The organism is Pseudomonas sp. GW458-11-26-14-LB4 (assembly GCF_059423925.1).
Map to the genome: position 1 here is coordinate 225887 of NZ_JBWKYU010000008.1, position 17427 is coordinate 243313.

Annotated in this window: 19 protein-coding genes; 5 read left to right on the forward strand and 14 right to left on the reverse strand. The window is 61.4% G+C overall.

The features are described from left to right. The first annotated feature begins 69 nt into the window (after positions 1-69). The gene (locus AC07XZ_RS13320; RefSeq protein ID WP_102686543.1) at positions 70-705 is read left to right on the forward strand and encodes a TetR/AcrR family transcriptional regulator; all 636 of its coding nucleotides are present in this window, start codon (positions 70-72) and stop codon (positions 703-705) included. A gap of 45 nt (positions 706-750) precedes the next feature. On the opposite strand, the gene AC07XZ_RS13325 is transcribed toward AC07XZ_RS13320, so the two are convergent. After that, complete coding sequence (locus AC07XZ_RS13325; protein WP_102686542.1) at positions 751-1533, reverse strand: class I SAM-dependent methyltransferase; 783 nt, start codon at positions 1531-1533, stop codon at positions 751-753. Positions 1534-1626: 93 nt separating this feature from the next. On the opposite strand from AC07XZ_RS13325, the gene AC07XZ_RS13330 reads away from it, so the two are divergent. Then, complete coding sequence (locus tag AC07XZ_RS13330) at positions 1627-2241, forward strand: energy transducer TonB (protein WP_102686541.1); 615 nt, start codon at positions 1627-1629, stop codon at positions 2239-2241. 4 nt (positions 2242-2245) lie between these two features. Here the strand turns inward: AC07XZ_RS13330 and AC07XZ_RS13335 are convergent, their stop codons facing one another. The 7 genes from AC07XZ_RS13335 to ppc all read right to left on the reverse strand — a co-directional run bounded on the left by AC07XZ_RS13335 (position 2246) and on the right by ppc (position 9489). After that, entirely contained in the window at positions 2246-2938 is a 693-nt protein-coding gene (locus tag AC07XZ_RS13335) for an extensin-like domain-containing protein (RefSeq protein ID WP_102686540.1), read from the reverse strand. Between the two features lie 2 nt (positions 2939-2940). After that, positions 2941-3777, reverse strand: a complete 837-nt coding sequence (locus AC07XZ_RS13340) for an isocitrate lyase/PEP mutase family protein (RefSeq protein WP_102686539.1) — start codon at positions 3775-3777, stop codon at positions 2941-2943. A gap of 32 nt (positions 3778-3809) precedes the next feature. Further along, a complete protein-coding gene (locus tag AC07XZ_RS13345; protein WP_102686538.1) occupies positions 3810-4670 on the reverse strand; it encodes a DUF72 domain-containing protein in 861 nt (286 codons plus the stop codon). After that, a complete protein-coding gene (locus tag AC07XZ_RS13350) occupies positions 4670-4978 on the reverse strand; it encodes a hypothetical protein (protein WP_007954720.1) in 309 nt (102 codons plus the stop codon). Before AC07XZ_RS13350 ends, AC07XZ_RS13345 begins: the two co-directional genes overlap by 1 nt. A gap of 172 nt (positions 4979-5150) precedes the next feature. Further along, positions 5151-5825 carry a tRNA (adenosine(37)-N6)-threonylcarbamoyltransferase complex dimerization subunit type 1 TsaB gene (tsaB, locus tag AC07XZ_RS13355; RefSeq protein ID WP_085748087.1) on the reverse strand — a complete coding sequence of 225 codons (675 nt, stop codon included), beginning with the start codon at positions 5823-5825 and terminating at the stop codon, positions 5151-5153. Positions 5826-5919: 94 nt separating this feature from the next. Next, positions 5920-6570, reverse strand: coding sequence for an adenylate kinase (gene adk / locus AC07XZ_RS13360; RefSeq protein ID WP_064378963.1), 651 nt, complete (start codon positions 6568-6570; stop codon positions 5920-5922). A 288-nt stretch (positions 6571-6858) separates the two neighbouring features. Then, positions 6859-9489 (reverse strand): phosphoenolpyruvate carboxylase, encoded by a 2631-nt coding sequence (gene ppc / locus AC07XZ_RS13365; protein WP_102686631.1) that lies wholly within the window; start codon positions 9487-9489, stop codon positions 6859-6861. A 214-nt stretch (positions 9490-9703) separates the two neighbouring features. Between ppc and AC07XZ_RS13370 the strand changes: the two genes are divergently transcribed. From AC07XZ_RS13370 to lptF, 3 genes are all read left to right on the forward strand, one after another. Next, on the forward strand, positions 9704-10048 hold the full coding sequence (locus AC07XZ_RS13370) for a hypothetical protein (protein ID WP_011332654.1): 345 nt from the start codon (positions 9704-9706) through the stop codon (positions 10046-10048). A gap of 365 nt (positions 10049-10413) precedes the next feature. Then, entirely contained in the window at positions 10414-10818 is a 405-nt protein-coding gene (locus AC07XZ_RS13375; protein WP_085697302.1) for a DUF4398 domain-containing protein, read from the forward strand. 55 nt (positions 10819-10873) lie between these two features. Then, positions 10874-11668, forward strand: a complete 795-nt coding sequence (gene lptF / locus AC07XZ_RS13380; RefSeq protein ID WP_102686537.1) for a lipotoxin F family OmpA-related lipoprotein LptF — start codon at positions 10874-10876, stop codon at positions 11666-11668. Positions 11669-11736: 68 nt separating this feature from the next. Here the strand turns inward: lptF and AC07XZ_RS13385 are convergent, their stop codons facing one another. The 6 genes from AC07XZ_RS13385 to lysS all read right to left on the reverse strand — a co-directional run bounded on the left by AC07XZ_RS13385 (position 11737) and on the right by lysS (position 17372). Continuing rightward, complete coding sequence (locus tag AC07XZ_RS13385; protein ID WP_085748084.1) at positions 11737-12066, reverse strand: PA3694 family proteiin; 330 nt, start codon at positions 12064-12066, stop codon at positions 11737-11739. Next, complete coding sequence (locus tag AC07XZ_RS13390) at positions 12063-12977, reverse strand: alpha/beta hydrolase (protein ID WP_085748083.1); 915 nt, start codon at positions 12975-12977, stop codon at positions 12063-12065. The genes AC07XZ_RS13385 and AC07XZ_RS13390 overlap by 4 nt, the downstream gene beginning before the upstream one ends. Before the next feature lie 58 nt (positions 12978-13035). Further along, positions 13036-14313, reverse strand: a complete 1278-nt coding sequence (locus AC07XZ_RS13395) for a flavohemoglobin expression-modulating QEGLA motif protein (RefSeq protein ID WP_011332649.1) — start codon at positions 14311-14313, stop codon at positions 13036-13038. Between the two features lie 33 nt (positions 14314-14346). Then, positions 14347-14901, reverse strand: a complete 555-nt coding sequence (locus AC07XZ_RS13400) for a hypothetical protein (RefSeq protein WP_102686536.1) — start codon at positions 14899-14901, stop codon at positions 14347-14349. A 145-nt stretch (positions 14902-15046) separates the two neighbouring features. Next, positions 15047-15751 (reverse strand): TetR/AcrR family transcriptional regulator, encoded by a 705-nt coding sequence (locus AC07XZ_RS13405; protein WP_011332647.1) that lies wholly within the window; start codon positions 15749-15751, stop codon positions 15047-15049. Positions 15752-15869: 118 nt separating this feature from the next. Then, positions 15870-17372 carry a lysine--tRNA ligase gene (gene lysS, locus AC07XZ_RS13410; RefSeq protein WP_102686535.1) on the reverse strand — a complete coding sequence of 501 codons (1503 nt, stop codon included), beginning with the start codon at positions 17370-17372 and terminating at the stop codon, positions 15870-15872. Positions 17373-17427 lie beyond the last annotated feature (55 nt).

A 17427-nucleotide genomic window follows, 5' to 3' on the forward strand; every position in this document is an offset into this window, starting at 1 on the left:
CTTGGAATAATTATACTGGCCGGTATGTTATTAATAGCAAACTCACCAGTCCAGTATTAAAAGCGAAGAATGTCGAACAATCTTTCAGCTCCAAACGGCCCCGGCCGCCCGAAGGATCCGGCCAAGCGCCAGGCGATTCTCGAGGCGGCGAAAATCCTGTTTCTGAGTCATGGCTATGCCAACACCAGCATGGACGCGGTGGCCGCCGAGGCTGGCGTGTCGAAGCTGACGGTCTACAGCCATTTCAACGACAAGGAGACGCTGTTCTCCGCCGCCGTGGTGGCCAAATGCGAGGAGCAATTGCCGCCACTGTTTTTCGAATTGCCGGACGGCATCGCGGTGGAAAATGTGTTGCTGAACATTGCGCGAGGCTTTCACCACCTGATCAACAGCGATGAATCGGTGAACCTGCATCGTCTGATCATGGCCTTGGGCAGTCAGGATCCCAACCTGTCACTGATCTTCTTCGAGGCCGGCCCTCAGCGCATGGTGCAGGGCATGGAACGTTTGCTGCGGCGGATTCACGAAACCGGCGTGCTGAGCATCGACAACCCGCACAACGCCGCCGAGCACTTCTTTTGCCTGATCAAGGGCGCCGGGAATTTCCGTCTGTTGTACGGCTGCGGTGAGCCACTGACCGGCGAGGCGGCAGAAAGTCATGTGCAGGAAGTGGTCGGGCTGTTCATGCGGGCCTATCGACCCTGAAAACAAAAATCCCACGCCATGCGTGGGATTTTCTTATGCGACAGCTCAGGCCTTGAGCGCTTTCTTCGGGTAGATGTCGTAACGGCTGGATTTGCCATCCAGCGCATGGCTCGGCTTCGGCCCTTCGATGCAAGGTGCCTTGCGCGGGCGCTTGACCACCACACGGTGTGTGGCCAGCGCCAACGCCGCTTCCAGCAAGGCCGGTGCATCCGGATCATCGCCTACCAGCGGGCGGAACAGGCGCATTTCCTTCTTCACCAGCGCGGTTTTCTCACGGTGCGGGAACATCGGGTCGAGGTAGATCACCTGCGGCGGCTCGCCCTCCCAATTGCGCATCACCTCGATGGAGTTGCCCTTGAGCAGCTTCATCCGCGCCACGATCGGCGCCACCTCGAAGTCTTCCGCCGCACGGGCCAGACCATCCTCCAGCAAGGCGCCGATCAATGGCTGGCGCTCGATCAGGCTCATCTCGCAACCGAGACTGGCCAGCACGAACGCATCCTTGCCCAACCCTGCCGTGGCATCCAGTACCCGAGGGCGTACGCCCTGGGCGATGCCTACCGCCTTGGCGATCATCTGTCCGCTGCCACCGCCGTACAACCGGCGATGGGCCGCGCCACCCTCGACGAAGTCGACCCGTACCGGGCCCGGCGCATCCGGTCCCAGTTGTTGCAGCTGCAAACCCTGCTCGCCGACCTGCAGGGCAAACTCACCGTCAGCCACCTGCAACGGCAGATCCAGGCGCTGCGCCCACTGTTCGGCCTGCGCTTCGAACGTCGGGCCGAGGGCCTCGACATGGATGCGGCAGGCCGCGGGTTGCTCAATCATGGAAAACACGCTCAAAAAAGTTAAGGATCGGCAAAAACCGCCGATAACCCAATCAACGCGCATTTTGCCAGAGCTGAGCGTCAACCGAAAAAAATGTCAGGCATTCTTCCCACATCGATTGGCTACCTTTCGCCCACAGGCGACTTCAGCCGTCATAACACTCAAGCATTGGGCGGCGTCAGCCACCTGTGGCAGGATTTCTTTGCCCAGGCACTGGCCGAACAATCGAGTGATGTGGTGCCGGCCTGCGGCACTTTCCCGCCGGTTGATCTGGAAAGCCCTGAAGAACCGACCGTCGGCAGCGAACTGCACGCGCACATCGTCAGCCAGCGTGAATGCGATGTGGTTGAAACCGAGGTGCGTCCGCCGGAGCCGCTGTTCCTGCCGATCGCCGAAATCGACATGACACTGGCCGAGCCGTACCCTCCGTTCCCGCCAGAAGAAATCAAGACTCAGCAAAAGCAGCAGGATTTCGACAGCAGCTGGGTTCGTCCGGTCGTGATCAACAACGGTCAGCCGATTCCGGAGCCGGGCCCTGCCCCGCAGAAAAAACCGCTGTACCTGCCGATTGCCGAATTCGATCTGGATCTGCTGCAGCCGTACCCGCCGTTCCCGCCGGAAGAAATCGTCGAGCAGCAGAAAGCCCTGGACTTCGATAACGGCTGGGTGCGCCCGATCGTTCAGCAGAACCTGCGCATCGCCGCCTGATCCCTCAGCGACACACGCTCCAGCGCCCGACATCGACATGAAAGTGATTGCGATGGGCGGCGTTGTAATCCGGACTCAACACCACACTGAACGCCTCGCAGGCACCGTCGCGCACCTGCCGTAGAAACTGCGCGTCCTGATTTTGCTTCGGCCAGTCCTTGAGCACGCTGATCGCGCGACCATCCGCAAGACGGAAGCCAGCGATGTCCAGCGCATCGGCGCTGGCATGGCGACTCAGGGCGCCGTTCTCGCGGTTGTAGACGTTGCGGCAGGCGAAACTGCCGAGGTGATCGACCCGAGCCACCGATTGACCGTAGACCTGCTGCGCCGCCGGTTGCAGCGTATGGCGCTCGAACATCGCAAACGCCACGGCCAACGGGCAACTGGCGAGAAAGCTGCTGCTGAGCCCCACCCCGCCGCCCTGCACGCGCAAGGCGCCGATCAGCGGGCATTTGGCATCGGGGCTGTCGGCCTGTGGCGAAACCCGCAGGCCGGAGCTACCCAATGCCTGCTCGCACAAGGCCGGATCGCTGCGCAGGCGCATCAACTTGTAGCCCGTGAGCCAGTTGGGCATCGCCTGCACGTCCAGCGGCGCCCACGGGTTCCACTGCGGCGGCACATCGAGCCAGCCGCGCCAGACGCCAATCAGGCTGCCACCGATGATCAGCAGCCCTGCCAACAGCAGCCAGCGCCCCATGCTCATCCCTTGAAGAATTGATTGGCCTTGGCGTACGGCATCGAACGGGAGGTGAAGGTGAACGTGCCGGACTGCTGGATCTCTTCCGCCGCGCGGAAAGACTCACCCAATGCCGCCAGTGCCAGCGCCGAACCGGTGCTGATGCGCTTCACGCCCATTTCTTCCAGCTGCTGCACGGTCAGTTTCAAGCCGCCGGACATCAACACATTGACCGGTTTCGGCGCCACCGCGCGCACAACCGCCAGAATTTCTTCGGCGGTGTGCAGGCCCGGCGCGTACAGCACGTCGGCGCCGGCTTCGGCAAAGGCCTGCAAACGGCGGATGGTGTCGTTGATATCGGGATTGCCGTGCAGGTAGTTTTCCGCACGGGCCGTCAGGGTGAAGGGAAACGGCAAGGTGCGCACCGCAGCGACGGCGGCTTCGATCCGCGCCACCGCGTGTTCGAAGCAGTAGATTGGCGAGTCTTCCCGGCCGGTGGCATCTTCGATCGAACCACCCACGGCGCCTGCCTCGGCTGCGCGGATCAGACTTTGCGCCGATTCGGCCGGGGCGTCGGCGAAGCCGTTTTCCAGATCCACCGCCACCGGCAAATCCGTGGCCGCGACAATCGCCCGGACATTGGCCAGCGTATCGTCGAGACTCAGGCCGCCATCGGGCTTGCCCTGGGAGAACGCATAACCGGCGCTGGTGGTCGCCAGCGCCTGATAGCCGAGACTGGCGAGCATCTTCGCGGAACCGGCATCCCACGGATTGGGAATCACGAATATCCCGGGGCGCTCGTGCAGGGCTTTGAAGGCTTCGGCTTTACGGGCTTGTTGTTGACGGGCTTGAGCGTCCATCGGCAGGCTCCTGGGCAGGAAAAGAATCCGCCTCAGAGCAGGCCAAGTTGCTCGGCGGCGGGTTCTCTGTATAGCTCAGGCAAAGGTCGCAGGCCAGGCAAACGTTGCATCAGTTGTGCGTGAAAACGTTGCGCCAGCTTCGCCGCGAGGAGGTTGTCGGCGGTGTGCAGGAAGATGTACGGCGTGCGGCCTTCTTCGATCCACTCGGCGATCTTCGCCACCCACGGCACCAGGAACGAGTCGTTGGCCTCAAGCTCCGGATGGCCGATGAAGCGCACCTGCGGGAACTGGGTGAACGCCGCCGGCCGCGTGGGTACGCGGGGCTTTTTCGATTGGGCGTGGATCACCGACGACTCGGTGGACAGGCAACTGAACAAGGCACGGGGATCGAGGCAGATGCGCTCCACACCGCGATCCAGTAACAGTCGATTGAGCAATCGCTCACTCTCACCCTTGGCGAAGAACTGTTCGTGGCGCACTTCCACCGCCAGCGGACAATCCAGCGCATCGATGAACGCGGCGAGCTCCGGCAAGCGATGCGGTGTGAAGCTTTTCGACAGTTGCAGCCACATTGGCGAAACGCGCTCGCCGAGCGGCTTGAGTAGCTGGAGGAAGGTTTCAGCGGCGGTCAGTTGATCGCGCAAGTCGCCGCTGTGGCTGATGTCACCGGGAAACTTGGCAGTGAAGCGAAAGTGCTCCGGCATCACCTCGGCCCAGCGCTGCACGGTGGCGGGCGACGGGCTGGCGTAGAAGGTCGTATTGCCTTCAACAGCGTTGAACACTTGCGAATAGAGTCCGAGGAAATCGGAGGTCTTGGCGTCTACCGGATACAGGTACTCGCGCCAGGCGTTTTCGCTCCAGGACGGGCAACCGAGGTAGTAAGGCAGATCCATCAGATGTACAGATCGAGGCCCAGCACGTCTGCATCCCAATCGACAAAACCGGCGGTGCTCAGGTAGCTGGCCAGGGCCATGGCCACGCTTTTCTTCATCGCGCGGTGATAAATCATGTCTTGTTGACGGGCGGGCAGATTGCTCAGGCGTTGGGCGGTGGCTTTGGCGGCACGGGCAGCCAGTTGCTCTTCGGTCGGGAATTCCAGCTCGCCGTCGATATCGTCGACGGACTCATCCAGCGCCGGATTGCCTTTGCGAGGCTTGCGCTTGATGGGGTAGGAATGAGTGGAAACGCCGTCTATACGCATAAATTCATGCTCGGTATCGATGATGGCAATTTAGCGGCACCTGACCGACTTAGCAAATCGCCGAGTGATAACTAGAACACATAAAAGACAAAAGGTTTAAAGCGCGGGGTTAGAAACGGACGATTGGCAGGAACGGGAGAACCCTGTGGCGAATGCCACAGGGTGAATGGCCTCAGCGGGCTTTCGGGGTGGCCACTTTGTCGCGCAGGTAAACCGGCTGGGCGTCGTCTGCCGGAATCGCTTCGCCGCGCTCCCAGGCAAATCGTGCCAGGGTCAGCAGGTCTTCGGCGTGGGGCAGCATGCCAGCGTCGGACCCGCTCAGGTTTACAGCGATGCGTTCGCCATAACCCCAGCCAGTCCCGGCACCGAACCAGTCACCCGAAGCATCGTCCGGCAGCGCGGCGACTTCCGGCGGCAGCACCGCCTCGGTGCCGACCAGACGCATCTCCCCGGCCGTCTCGCGGTAGCAGCCCCAATACACCTCATCCATGCGCGCATCGATGGCGGCCGCGACCTGGCTCACGCCGTGCTCGCGATAAGCCCGTTGCGCCAGCACGGCCAGGTTCGACACCGGCAACACCGGGCGATCCAGCGCGAACGCCAGGCCCTGCACCACACCGATGGCAATCCGCACGCCGGTGAAAGCGCCCGGGCCACGGCCGAAGGCGATGGCGTCCACCGCTTGCAGGGTGGTGCCGGCGTCGGCCAGCAGTTGCTGGATCATCGGCAGCAGTTTCTGCGCATGCAGGCGCGGGATCACCTCGTAATGGCTCGTGACCTTGCCGTCATGCAGCAAGGCAACGGAGCAAGCTTCAGTCGCGGTGTCCAGGGCCAGCAAGGTGCTCATCGATGTGTCCGTAAATCAGGTGGGGAAAAAGTGCGCCAGTATAAACAACTACGGCCCGCAAGCGGGCCGTGGATGATGCAGCGGATCAGGTTTTTCAGCTCAGCGCTTCAAGCACCTTGGCGGTGATCGCTTCAACCGAACCGACGCCAGGGATGTGGCTGTACTTCGGCTTGCCACCGTTCCTGGCGGACAGGTTCTGGTAGAACTCCACCAGCGGCTTGGTCTGCGAGTGGTAGACCGACAGGCGATGACGCACGGTTTCTTCGGTGTCGTCCTTGCGCTGTACCAGCTCTTCGCCGGTGATGTCGTCTTTGCCGGCCAGTTTCGGCGGGTTGTAGACGATGTGGTAAACGCGGCCGCTGGCCTCGTGAACGCGACGACCGGCGATACGCTGAACGATTTCTTCGTCTTCAACGGCGATTTCGACCACGGCGTCCAGCTCGACACCGGCAGTCACCAGCGCTTCAGCCTGAGGAATGGTGCGCGGGAAGCCATCGAACAGGAAACCCTTGGCGCAATCGGCTTGAGCGATACGGTCCTTGACCAGCGCGATGATCAGGTCATCCGACACCAGGCCGCCGGCATCCATGATGCTCTTGGCCTTGATGCCCAGCTCGGTGCCGGCCTTGACCGCAGCACGCAGCATGTCGCCGGTGGAGATTTGCGGAATGCCGAATTTCTCGGTGATGAACTTAGCCTGAGTACCTTTACCGGCCCCGGGAGCTCCCAGCAGAATGACGCGCATCGATGTGCTCCTCAATTTTTTATATAAAAAACAACGGATTCGCCTCGTGGGGCCAATCTCATAAAACGGGTCGTGGCCGCCCAAACGGCCAAAGGCTGATCAAGATACACAGCAGGCTGCGCCCACACAAGACGCCAAAAGTCGGAGAAACCGGCGCCCGCCGCGACCTTGCGACGCGGTTCCCCAAGTCGCAACCCCATCATTAACTGTCGCCTGACCGCATTTTTCCCACGGCCAATAAACGGCACCCGAGGTTCGCCCCGGGTGCCCCGCCCCACGCAGAAAACCTTAGCCGGTATTTCGCAAACCGGCGGCAATCCCCGCCACAGACACCAGCAACGCCTGTTCCACCGGGCTGCCCTGCTCGACATTCTGCTGCCGAGAGCGCGCCAGCAACTCGGCCTGCAATAGATGCAGCGGGTCGAGGTAGGTGTTGCGCAGACGGATGAATTCCAGGGTGTCCGGGCTATGTGCCAGTAGCTGCGACTGACCGGTCAGGCCGAGGACGACGGAACACGCCTGCGACAATAGGTCGCGTAAGTGCACACCCAAAGGCAGCAAGTCCGACTCCACCAGACGCTCGTCGTAGGACTGCGCAATGTCGGCGTCGGCCTTGGCCAGCACCATCTCCAGCATGTCGATGCGAGTGCGGAAGAACGGCCACTGCTCGCGCATCTGCCCGAGCAATTCGCCTTCGCCGCGCTCCAGCGCCTTGCTCAATGCGGTTTCCCAGCCGAGCCAGGCCGGCAGCATCAGGCGGGTCTGGGTCCAGCCGAAGATCCACGGAATCGCCCGCAGACTTTCGATCCCGCCGGCGCGGCGCTTGGCCGGACGGCTGCCCAATGGCAAGCGCCCCAACTCCTGCTCCGGGGTCGACTGGCGGAAATACTCGACGAACTGTGGATTCTCCCGCACCACTGCGCGGTAGGCGGCGACACCGTCAGCGGCCAGTTCGTCCATCAAATGCCGCCATTCAGGCGTCGGTGGTGGCGGTGGCAAAAGGGTCGCTTCGAGCACCGCCGCCAGATAGAGATTGAGGTTTTGCTCGGCGATGTCCGGCAGGCCGAATTTGAATCTAATCATTTCCCCCTGCTCGGTGGTGCGGAAACGTCCGGCCACCGAACCCGGCGGCTGCGACAGAATCGCCGCGTGCGCCGGGCCGCCGCCACGTCCCACGGTACCACCGCGACCGTGAAACAGCAGCAGTTCGACTTGCTGCTCACGGCAGATTTCCACCAGCCGTTCCTGCGCCCGGTATTGCGCCCACGCTGCCGCAGTCGTGCCGGCGTCCTTGGCCGAGTCGGAATAGCCGATCATCACTTCCTGCGGGCCTTGCAGCCGCGCGCGGTAACCCGGCAGCAGCAACAGACGTTCGATCACAGGGCCGGCGTTGTCGAGGTCGGCGAGGGTTTCGAACAGCGGCACCACGCGCATCGGCCGCAGTACGCCGGACTCCTTGAGCAGCAGTTGCACCGCCAGCACATCGGAAGCGGCGCCGGCCATGGAGATCACGTAGGAGCCCAGCGAAGCCCCCGGCGCGGCGGCGATTTCCTTGCAGGTGGCGAGCACTTCGGCGGTATCGGCCGAGGGTTTGAAATGCGACGGCAGCAACGGCCGACGGTTTTGCAGTTCGCGAGTCAGGAAGCTGATGCGCTGTTCTTCGTCCCACTCCTCGTATTTGCCGAGGCCGAGGTAATCGGTGATTTCGGTCATGGCCGCGCTGTGGCGGGACGAATCCTGACGCACATCGAGGCGCACCAGGAACAGGCCGAAAGTCACGGCCCGACGCAGGCAATCGAGCAACGGCCCGTCGGCGATCACGCCCATGCCGCATTCGTGCAGCGAGTTGAAACACAGCTCCAGCGGATCGAGCAGGTCGCGATTGTTGTGCAGCACATCCGCCGGGGCCGGCGTGGTTGCGGTCAGCGATGCATGAGCCCAGTTGCGCGTGGCGCGCAGCCGTTCACGCAATTGCTTGAGCACCGCCCGATACGGCTCGGCACTGTCGCCGGCCCGGGCCTTGAGCGCTTCGCTGGCTTGCTGCATCGACAGTTCGGCCGCCAGGTGATCGACGTCGCGCAGGTACAGATCAGCCGCCATCCAGCGCGCCAGCAACAACACTTCGCGGGTCACGGCAGCGGTCACGTTCGGGTTACCGTCACGGTCGCCGCCCATCCACGAAGCGAAGCGGATCGGCGCGGCTTCCAGTGGCAAACGCAAACCGGTGGCCGCAAACAGCGCCTGGTCGGCCTTGCGCATATGGTGGGGAATCGCCTGCCACAGCGAATGTTCGATCACCGCAAAGCCCCACTTGGCTTCGTCCACCGGAGTCGGGCGGGTGCGGCGGATTTCTTCGGTGTGCCATGCCTCGGCGATCAGGCGTTGCAGGGTGTTGTGGATCTGCTCGCGTTCGGCGGTGGTCAGGTCACGGTGATCCTGAGCCGCCAGTTGCGCGGCAATCGCGTCGTACTTCTGGATCAGCGTGCGGCGGGCCACTTCGGTCGGGTGCGCGGTGAGCACCAGTTCGATTTCCAGCCGCGCCAGTTGCCGGGCCAGTGATTCGGCGCTGTGCCCTTCGTTGCGCAGGCGGGCGAGCAGTTCCGGCAACACGCGGGATTCGAACGGCGCGGCCTGGGTCTCTTCGCGGCGATGGATAAGCTGGTACTGCTCGGCGATGTTCGCCAGGTTGAGAAACTGGTTGAAGGCCCGCGCCACTGGCAATAGTTCGTCTTCGCTCAATTGATTGAGGCTGGCGCTGAGTTCGGCGTCCATCGAGCCGCGCCGGTCGGCCTTGGCGCCCTTGCGAATCTGCTCGATCTTGTCGAGAAACGCCTCGCCGTACTGGTCCCGAATGGTGTTGCCCAACAGCTCACCGAGCAGGTGAACGTCTTCGCGCAAGCGTGCATCAATATCGGTCATCAGCATCTCTCCAGCAGTAATCGGTGACGGATCGCAAGTGAGTGGATGAACAGAGAGTGCCGCTCTGGAACGCTTCTTACAAGCAGACGACGAAGGGACTTTAAACCTTGAGGGTTGAAGCTAGTCTCAACAGTAAGCCGCACAACGGCTTGCCGCCGGCTGACGCCGGACACTCACCAAGACCTGCCATGAGCAGGTGCGACATGAGGTTTTTATGAAAATCCGTGAACTCGCCCAGCATTGGGAAGAAACCGCCAAGGGTCGCCTGACCGATACCGGCTACACGATTCATCTGGATGTGGAAGCTGCCGCACGCCTGGCGGCAATCGCCGAGATGTACCCCAAACGCCACGCCGAAGAACTGCTCGGCGAGCTGATCGGCGCCGCCCTCGAAGAGTTCGAAGCGAGCCTGCCGTATGTGAAAGGTTCGACCGTGGTCGCCACTGACGAGGAAGGCGATCCGCTGTATGAAGATGTCGGCCCGACCCCGCGTTTTCTCGCGTTGTCGCGGCGTCATCTGCACGACTTGTCGGCGGCTGCCGGCAAGCAAAAACACTGATCCCTGACCCTTCAAAACGGTGGGAATGGTTTGCCCTCGATGGCGTCAGTTCAGCCGCAAACGGGTTGAATTTGATGGCCTCATCGCTGGCAAGCCAGCTCCCACAGGGACTGTATTTCCCCTCCGCTTTTACGCCATTTTTCGCCCGCGCGTACCATTCTCCCCCGCCAAAGTTCCCGGTTTAGAGCCCTGTCCGTTTGGTCAAAGTTTTTTTTGGCGATGGGCCATCTTTTCTGAACTTTTGAAAAATGCCTTCGGTCGGAACAGGTAACCACGCCTGGAACGAGCGTTTCAAAACGCACTTGCACATGAAGGTTGCGGCTCCGCTACCAGGATGGATTTCGAAGCTTTCAAGGAGTTAACCAATGGAGTTGAAGACCATGAAGACCCAAACCTCGTTTTCCCACCTGCGCGGTCTGAAACTGGCCGCTCTCGCCATCGGCACCAGCTTCGTGCTGGCCGGTTGCGCTGGCAATCCACCGACCGAGCAGTACGCCGTGACTCAATCGGCGGTCAACAGCGCGGTCAGCGCCGGCGGTACCGAGTTCGCCGCCGTGGAGATGAAGCAAGCTCAGGACAAGCTGAAGCAAGCCGAAATCGCCATGCACGACAAGAAATATGATGAGGCCCGCACCCTCGCCGAACAGGCCGAGTGGGACGCCCGCGTCGCTGAACGCAAGGCTCAGGCGATGAAAGCCGAACAAGCTGTGAAGGATTCCCAGAAAGGTGTTCAGGAACTGCGTCAGGAAAGTCAGCGCACCGTGCAGTAAGCGCGCATCCCGACCGCAAGGCTGAAACTCTTATCGATAGAAAGGACGAACGATTATGCGTAAACAACTGATGATCCCCGCTCTCCTGGCCGCAAGCGTTGCCCTGGCTGCCTGCTCGACGCCGCCGAACCCGAACCTGGAACAGGCGCGCACCAACTACGCCGGGCTGCAGGCCAACCCGCAGGCCAGCAAAGTCGCGGCGCTGGAAACCAAGGATGCCAGTGATTACCTGGACAAGGCCGACAAGGCTTATCTGGACAAGGAAGACCAGCACAAGGTCGACCAACTGGCCTATCTGACCAACCAGCGCGTGGAAGTGGCCAAGCAGACCATCGCTCTGCGTACCGCTGAAGCCAATTTGAAGAACGCCGCCGCCCAACGTGCCCAGGCCCGCCTGGACGCTCGCGATCAGCAGATCAAACAGCTGCAGGACAGCCTCAACGCCAAGCAGACCGATCGCGGTACTTTGGTGACCTTCGGTGACGTGCTGTTTGCCACCAACAAGGCCGACCTGAAATCCAGCGGTCTGGTGAACATCAACAAACTGGCGCAATTCCTTCAGGAAAACCCTGATCGCAAAGTGATCGTCGAGGGCTACACCGACAGCACCGGTACTGCGAGCTACAACCAGTCGCTGTCCGAGCGTCGCGCGACTTCGGTGCAGGTTGCGCTGATCAAGATGGGTGTAGACCCTTCGCGTATCGTCGTACAGGGTTATGGCAAGGAATACCCGGTGGCGGACAACACCTCGGTCTCGGGCCGTGCGATGAACCGTCGCGTGGAAGTGACCATTTCCAACGACAACCAGCCAGTGATGCCGCGTTCGGCCGTGAGCTCGACCGCGCACTGATTCGCTGAGCGGTAAATGAAAAGCCCCGCCTGATTTGATCAGGCGGGGCTTTTTTGTCCGTCGCACATTTACTCTTCGAGCTTCTGCGGCGTCTCTTGGCCCATGCAGCGCACAGCCTTTTTCTGACTGTTGACCAGCACCCCGGTCAGGCCTTTCTGTTCGGTGTCGAACAGCACCAGCACGCCATCGATGCACTGCGCCACTTGCGGCGCCGGGGTCAGGGAAACTTTGTAGTCTTCGCCGGGAACGGTCTTGAGCATGGTGAATTCGTTGAGCAGCAACGCATCCTCGGGTTTGGCGAAGTGCAGGTAGCCGTAGTACCACAGGGCACCGACGGTGCCGAGGATGCTGCAGATGCCGGTGATGATCAGCGGGATGGCGTTACGTTCTTCACTCATTGCGGACTCTCTGGTGGTTCGTCTTCAGAATTCGGGGGTGTCGGATAATTCGGGATCTCGCCGAGGCGGCGCAGGCCGTTGAAGTGTTCGGGGTCGTCAAGGTAACGCAGCATCACCTGACGCCAGACCGGATCGCCGAAGGTCTGCACATGGCCGCCACGAGTCAGTTGCAGCACGCGCGGTGGCGGCGCAGCTTGATACAGACGGATGCCGTTGGAAAGGGGCACCAGCGGATCGTCGAGGCTGTGGAAGATCAGTTTCGGCACGCCGTTGAGCTGCGGCATCGCGTTGATCGCACTGTCGCCGTCCGGCACCAGCCACGACAACGGCACCTGAAACGGCCACGTCAGCCATGAGGTGCTGAGGGCGTATTGGCCGACGCTGCGGTAACTGGCGGGCACGCCGTCGAGCACCAGCGCCTTGAGCTGTTTTTGTCTTTCCGGATGTTGCACCAGCCAATGCACCGCCATCGCGCCGCCGAGACTCTGGCCCAGCAGCACCAGCGGTTTGCCTTTGACCTCAGGCGCCTTGTCCAGCCAGGCGAAGGCGGCATCGATGTCCTGATAGATCGCCGGCAGGCTCGGTTCGCCCTCGGACAAGCCGTAACCGCGATAGTCCACCAGCAGCACTTGATAGCCGTTTTTCGGCAACCACCAGCTTCCGCCCAGGTGCATCGGCAGATTCCCGCCGTTGCCGTGCAGGTGCAGGACCGTACCCTTGACCTCGACCCCGGGTTTGGCCGGCAGCCACCAGGCATTCAGCTTGAGGCCGTCGGCGGTGGTCAGGGTGACGGTGCGGTATTCGAGTTTGGCCTTTTCCGGGGTGAAGATCTGCCCCGGTTCGGGGTAGAACAGCAAGGAGCTGCAACCGCCGAGGGTCAGGAGCAGGCAAAGGATGCCGAGGATTCTCATCCGGTGAAACCTCGCAGGGTTCGGATTCCCGCGCGCAGCGCGGGAATGATCAATGGGCCTACAGGATGTTGGAGTAATCGGCCTCGATCCGGTCCAGGCTCAAGTGGTTGAGGAAGTTGGAGAAGCACATCCACGCCGACAACGCGTTCATGTCGCGGAACTGGTCCGGCAGGTACTTGGGCGGCACCACCAGGCCTTCGTCCACCAGCTGACGCAGGGTTCGCATGTCCTCAAGCGTGGTCTTGCCGCAGAACAGCAACGGGATCTGCTCGAGCTTGCCCTTGCGCACGGCCAACTGAATGTAGTTGTAAACCATGATGAAGCCCTTGAGGTAGGACAAGTCTTTGGTGAATGGCAGACCGGTCGGCGTCGATCCACGGAAAACCCGACTGGCGTTGCCGTAGCTTTCCGCCATCTCGAAGCCCTGCTCGCGGAAGAACTCGAAAATCTGCAGGAAGTCTGCGCCCTCCTCGACCATGTGAATGGCGCGGGTGCGGTTGGTCAGTTTGCGCAGGCGGCTCGGGTAGGAGGCGAAGGTGATGATTTCCATCAGGATCGCCAGGCCTTCCTGGGTCACCGTCGACGAGGGCGGGCCCTTGGACAGGAAGGTGCAGATCGGCTGGTTCAAGCCGTTGAGCGTGGTGCCGACGTGCACCAGGCCTTCGTGGACTTCCAGCGCACGCACGTCGCGGTCGTTGAACATCGCGTCGGTGCGGATCTTGATGTAGTCGGCACCCGCCGCCGCGTCGGCGACGATACCGTCGGACTCAAACACGCGGATGGTTTCTTCAGCCTCGCCGAACACCTTGTTCAGGCGGGTTTGCAACAGGTGAACGGCGTCCTTGGCGGTAAGGGTCTTCGGTTCGTCCTTCAGATCGCCACGACCGTCGATGTTGTTCAGATAGTCCGACATCATCAGGCCAAGGTCGGCCAGGGTCGGGTCACCGGCGTGGAACGCATCGGACGCGGCGCCGTACAGTTCCTGGGAAATCAGGCCGAAATCCTCGGTGCCGCGCGCTTCGAGCATGCGCACCACCATCCGGTATTCCTTGCACATGCGACGCATGATCTGGCCGACCGGGTTGAACTGGCCGAGCTGGCGGGTGATGTCCCGCTCGATGTTCTGGAATTCCAGCTTGACCTTGCTCGAATCAAAGGACAGCGGCCGGTTGAGGTAGTAGTCACGATCCACCGCCGGCAATTCCTTGCCCTTGGCCTTGAGGAAGCCCTTGCGGATGTTCTCGTCCCACTTGACCGCGTCGAGCACGCGGATCGGCGTCTGCGCCAGCACTATGCGATCGGACAGAATGCGTATCGTCTGCTGGTAATCGTCCACCCGAAACTCCTGTAGAAAACGTGACGAACTGAATTATTTGGCTTTGGCCTGATGCTGATAGCGCGCCGCTTCGACGAAAACGTCGGAATTGGCCGGGTCGTCGAGGTAAGCAAAGACCTTTTCAAGCGGGCTGTCGACCTGCACGCCCTCGCCGTCATCGGTCTGGAAGCCCTGGCCGTCGAGGGCTTTCTGGGCGATGGCCTGGTTGATCTGTTCGAGGTCGAGGTTGTAGATCACCAGCTCGCGCTTGTCGGTGATCTCGAAGCCGGCGATGGTGAAGTGCCCGCCGTATTGCGCCGGCACCTTCGCCGACAGGTACCAGCGGTTGCCGTGGCGCGACACCGTGAACGGATAGGCTTCACGCTCCCGGGGTTTGGCTTTGAAATACGCAACAGCCTGATAGCGGTCGTTGCCCAGGCGCGTCAGCTCCAGATTCATCGGCTCGCCCCACGCATTGGTGCTCGACCATTTGCCGAGCAGGCCCTTGGGCGCCGGTTCACTGGCGGGCAGCGGCTCCTTAAAGGTCACCAGACATCCGCTGAGCAGCAGGAACGACAAGGCGATCAGCACGCCACGCCAGGCTTTCATTCGACACTCCCTAGAACACCCGTTTCTTCTGATCGTTCCTACGCTCCGCGTGGGAATGCATACAGTGACGCTCTGCGTCACAGTGGACGCTTTGCGTCCATGGCGGCATTCCCACGCAGAGCGAGGGAACGATCAGGGTCGAGAATTACACCGACGCGAGTACCAGGTGCATATAGCGCGTCAGAATGCCGAGCATGTCCTCTTCAGCCAAAGGCTCGGCGTCGTTGAGCAGGCCCTGATATTCCATCCGTCCGATAATCGCCGTCAACACCTTGGCATCCTGCTGCGGCTCGCGCGAGCCCAATACCTGGAACAACTGGCAGGTGCCCTGCAACAGAATCTGCTGATGGGAACGCACCAATTCCGCCAGACGCGGGTTGAGCAGCGCCTCCTGACGGAACGCCTGCTCGGCCATCAAATGCTCGCGACGGTTGACCAGTTGCCGATGCACGTAATCAGCCATCAACCGCGCGATATCGTCGGCCAGTTGTGAGCGCGACTCCGGGCTGCCGTCACCGCTGACCACCATTTCGCGCAGCAGGCCTTCGTTGTTGATCCACAGCTTGGCCATGTAGGCCGCACTGCGTTCGACGTACTGGGCGAAGGTATCGGTGAGCAGGTCATCGATGTCCTTGAAGTAATACGTGGTGGCCGACAGCGGCACACCGGCCTCGGCCGCCACCGCCCGGTGACGCACGGCGCGTACGCCGTCGCGTACGACAATGCGCATCGCCGCATCGAGAATGTCCTGTCGACGCTGTTCACTGCCCTGCCGGCTGGCCTTGCGGCCCTGGTACTGAACACTTTCAGCGACCGCAGTGGCGATTCCCGCTGCACCCTCTTGAGCCATTGCACCGATCACGACAGGCATACCTCTGTTGTTTTCTTCAAAATTAACCATTTGATACGTTTGTACCAGACAGGCAATAAAAAGCCGCCCATTTCAGGCGGCTTTTTTATTGAAACACTTACGCTTGTGGCCGCATGTGCGGGAACAGGATCACGTCGCGGATCGACGGGGAGTTGGTCAGCAGCATCACCAGACGGTCGATGCCGATACCTTCGCCGGCCGTTGGCGGCATGCCGTACTCCAGCGCACGAACGAAGTCGGCGTCGTAGTGCATGGCTTCGTCGTCGCCGGCGTCCTTGTCGGCCACCTGCGCCATGAAGCGCTCGGCCTGGTCTTCCGCGTCGTTCAGCTCGGAGTAGGCGTTGGCGATTTCACGGCCGCCGATGAACAGCTCGAAGCGGTCGGTGACGTTCGGGTTGTCGTCGTTGCGACGGGCCAGCGGCGACACTTCGAACGGATACTGGGTAATGAAGTGCGGCTGTTCCAGCTTGTGCTCGACCAGCTCTTCGAAAATCATCACCTGCAGCTTGCCCAGACCTTCGAAACCCAGCACCTTGGCGCCGGCCTTCTTGGCGATGGCGCGCGCCTTGTCGATGTCGTTCAGGTCATCGGCGGTCAGCTCGGGGTTGTACTTGAGGATCGAGTCGAACACCGACAGGCGTACGAACGGCTCGCCGAAGTGGAACACCTTGTCGCCGTACGGCACGTCAGTGCTGCCCAGAACCAACTGCGCCAGTTCACGGAACAGTTCTTCGGTCAGGTCCATGTTGTCTTCGTAGTCGGCGTAAGCCTGGTAGAACTCCAACATGGTGAATTCAGGGTTGTGACGAGTCGAAACGCCTTCGTTACGGAAGTTGCGGTTGATCTCGAACACTTTTTCGAAGCCACCAACCACCAGACGCTTGAGGTACAGCTCTGGCGCGATACGCAGGAACATTTCCATGTCCAGCGCGTTGTGGTGGGTTTCGAACGGCTTGGCCGCGGCGCCGCCAGGAATGGTCTGCAGCATCGGCGTTTCGACTTCGAGGAAGTCGCGCTTCATCAGGAAGCTGCGAATGTGTGCGATCACTTGCGAACGGACGCGGAAGGTCTGACGCACGTCTTCGTTGACGATCAGGTCAACGTAGCGCTGACGGTAGCGCTGTTCGGTGTCGGTCAGGCCGTGGTGCTTGTCCGGCAGCGGGCGCAGGGATTTGGTCAGCAGGCGCACGCTGGTCATCTCGACGTACAGGTCGCCCTTGCCGGAACGGGCCAGGGTGCCTTCGGCGGCGATGATGTCACCCATGTCCCAGGTTTTCACCGCGGCCAGGGTTTCTTCGGACAGGGTCTTGCGGTTGACGTAGACCTGGATGCGACCGGTCATGTCCTGGATCACCATGAACGAGCCACGGTTGAGCATGATGCGACCTGCAACCTTGACCGGGATCGCAGCCTCTGCCAGCTCTTCCTTGGTCTTGTCCGCGTACTGTTTCTGCAGTGCTTCGCAGTAGTTTTCGCGGCGGAAGTCGTTCGGGAAGGCATTGCCCTTGGCGCGCTCGGCAGCAAGCTTTTCCTTGCGCAGGGCGATCAGGGAGTTTTCTTCCTGTTGCAGGGCTTGCGGATCGAGTTGTAGGTCGCTCATGTCTTTAAATTTTCCATCACAGGTTCGTTGCCCCCGGGCCTTTCGGCCCGGGGAT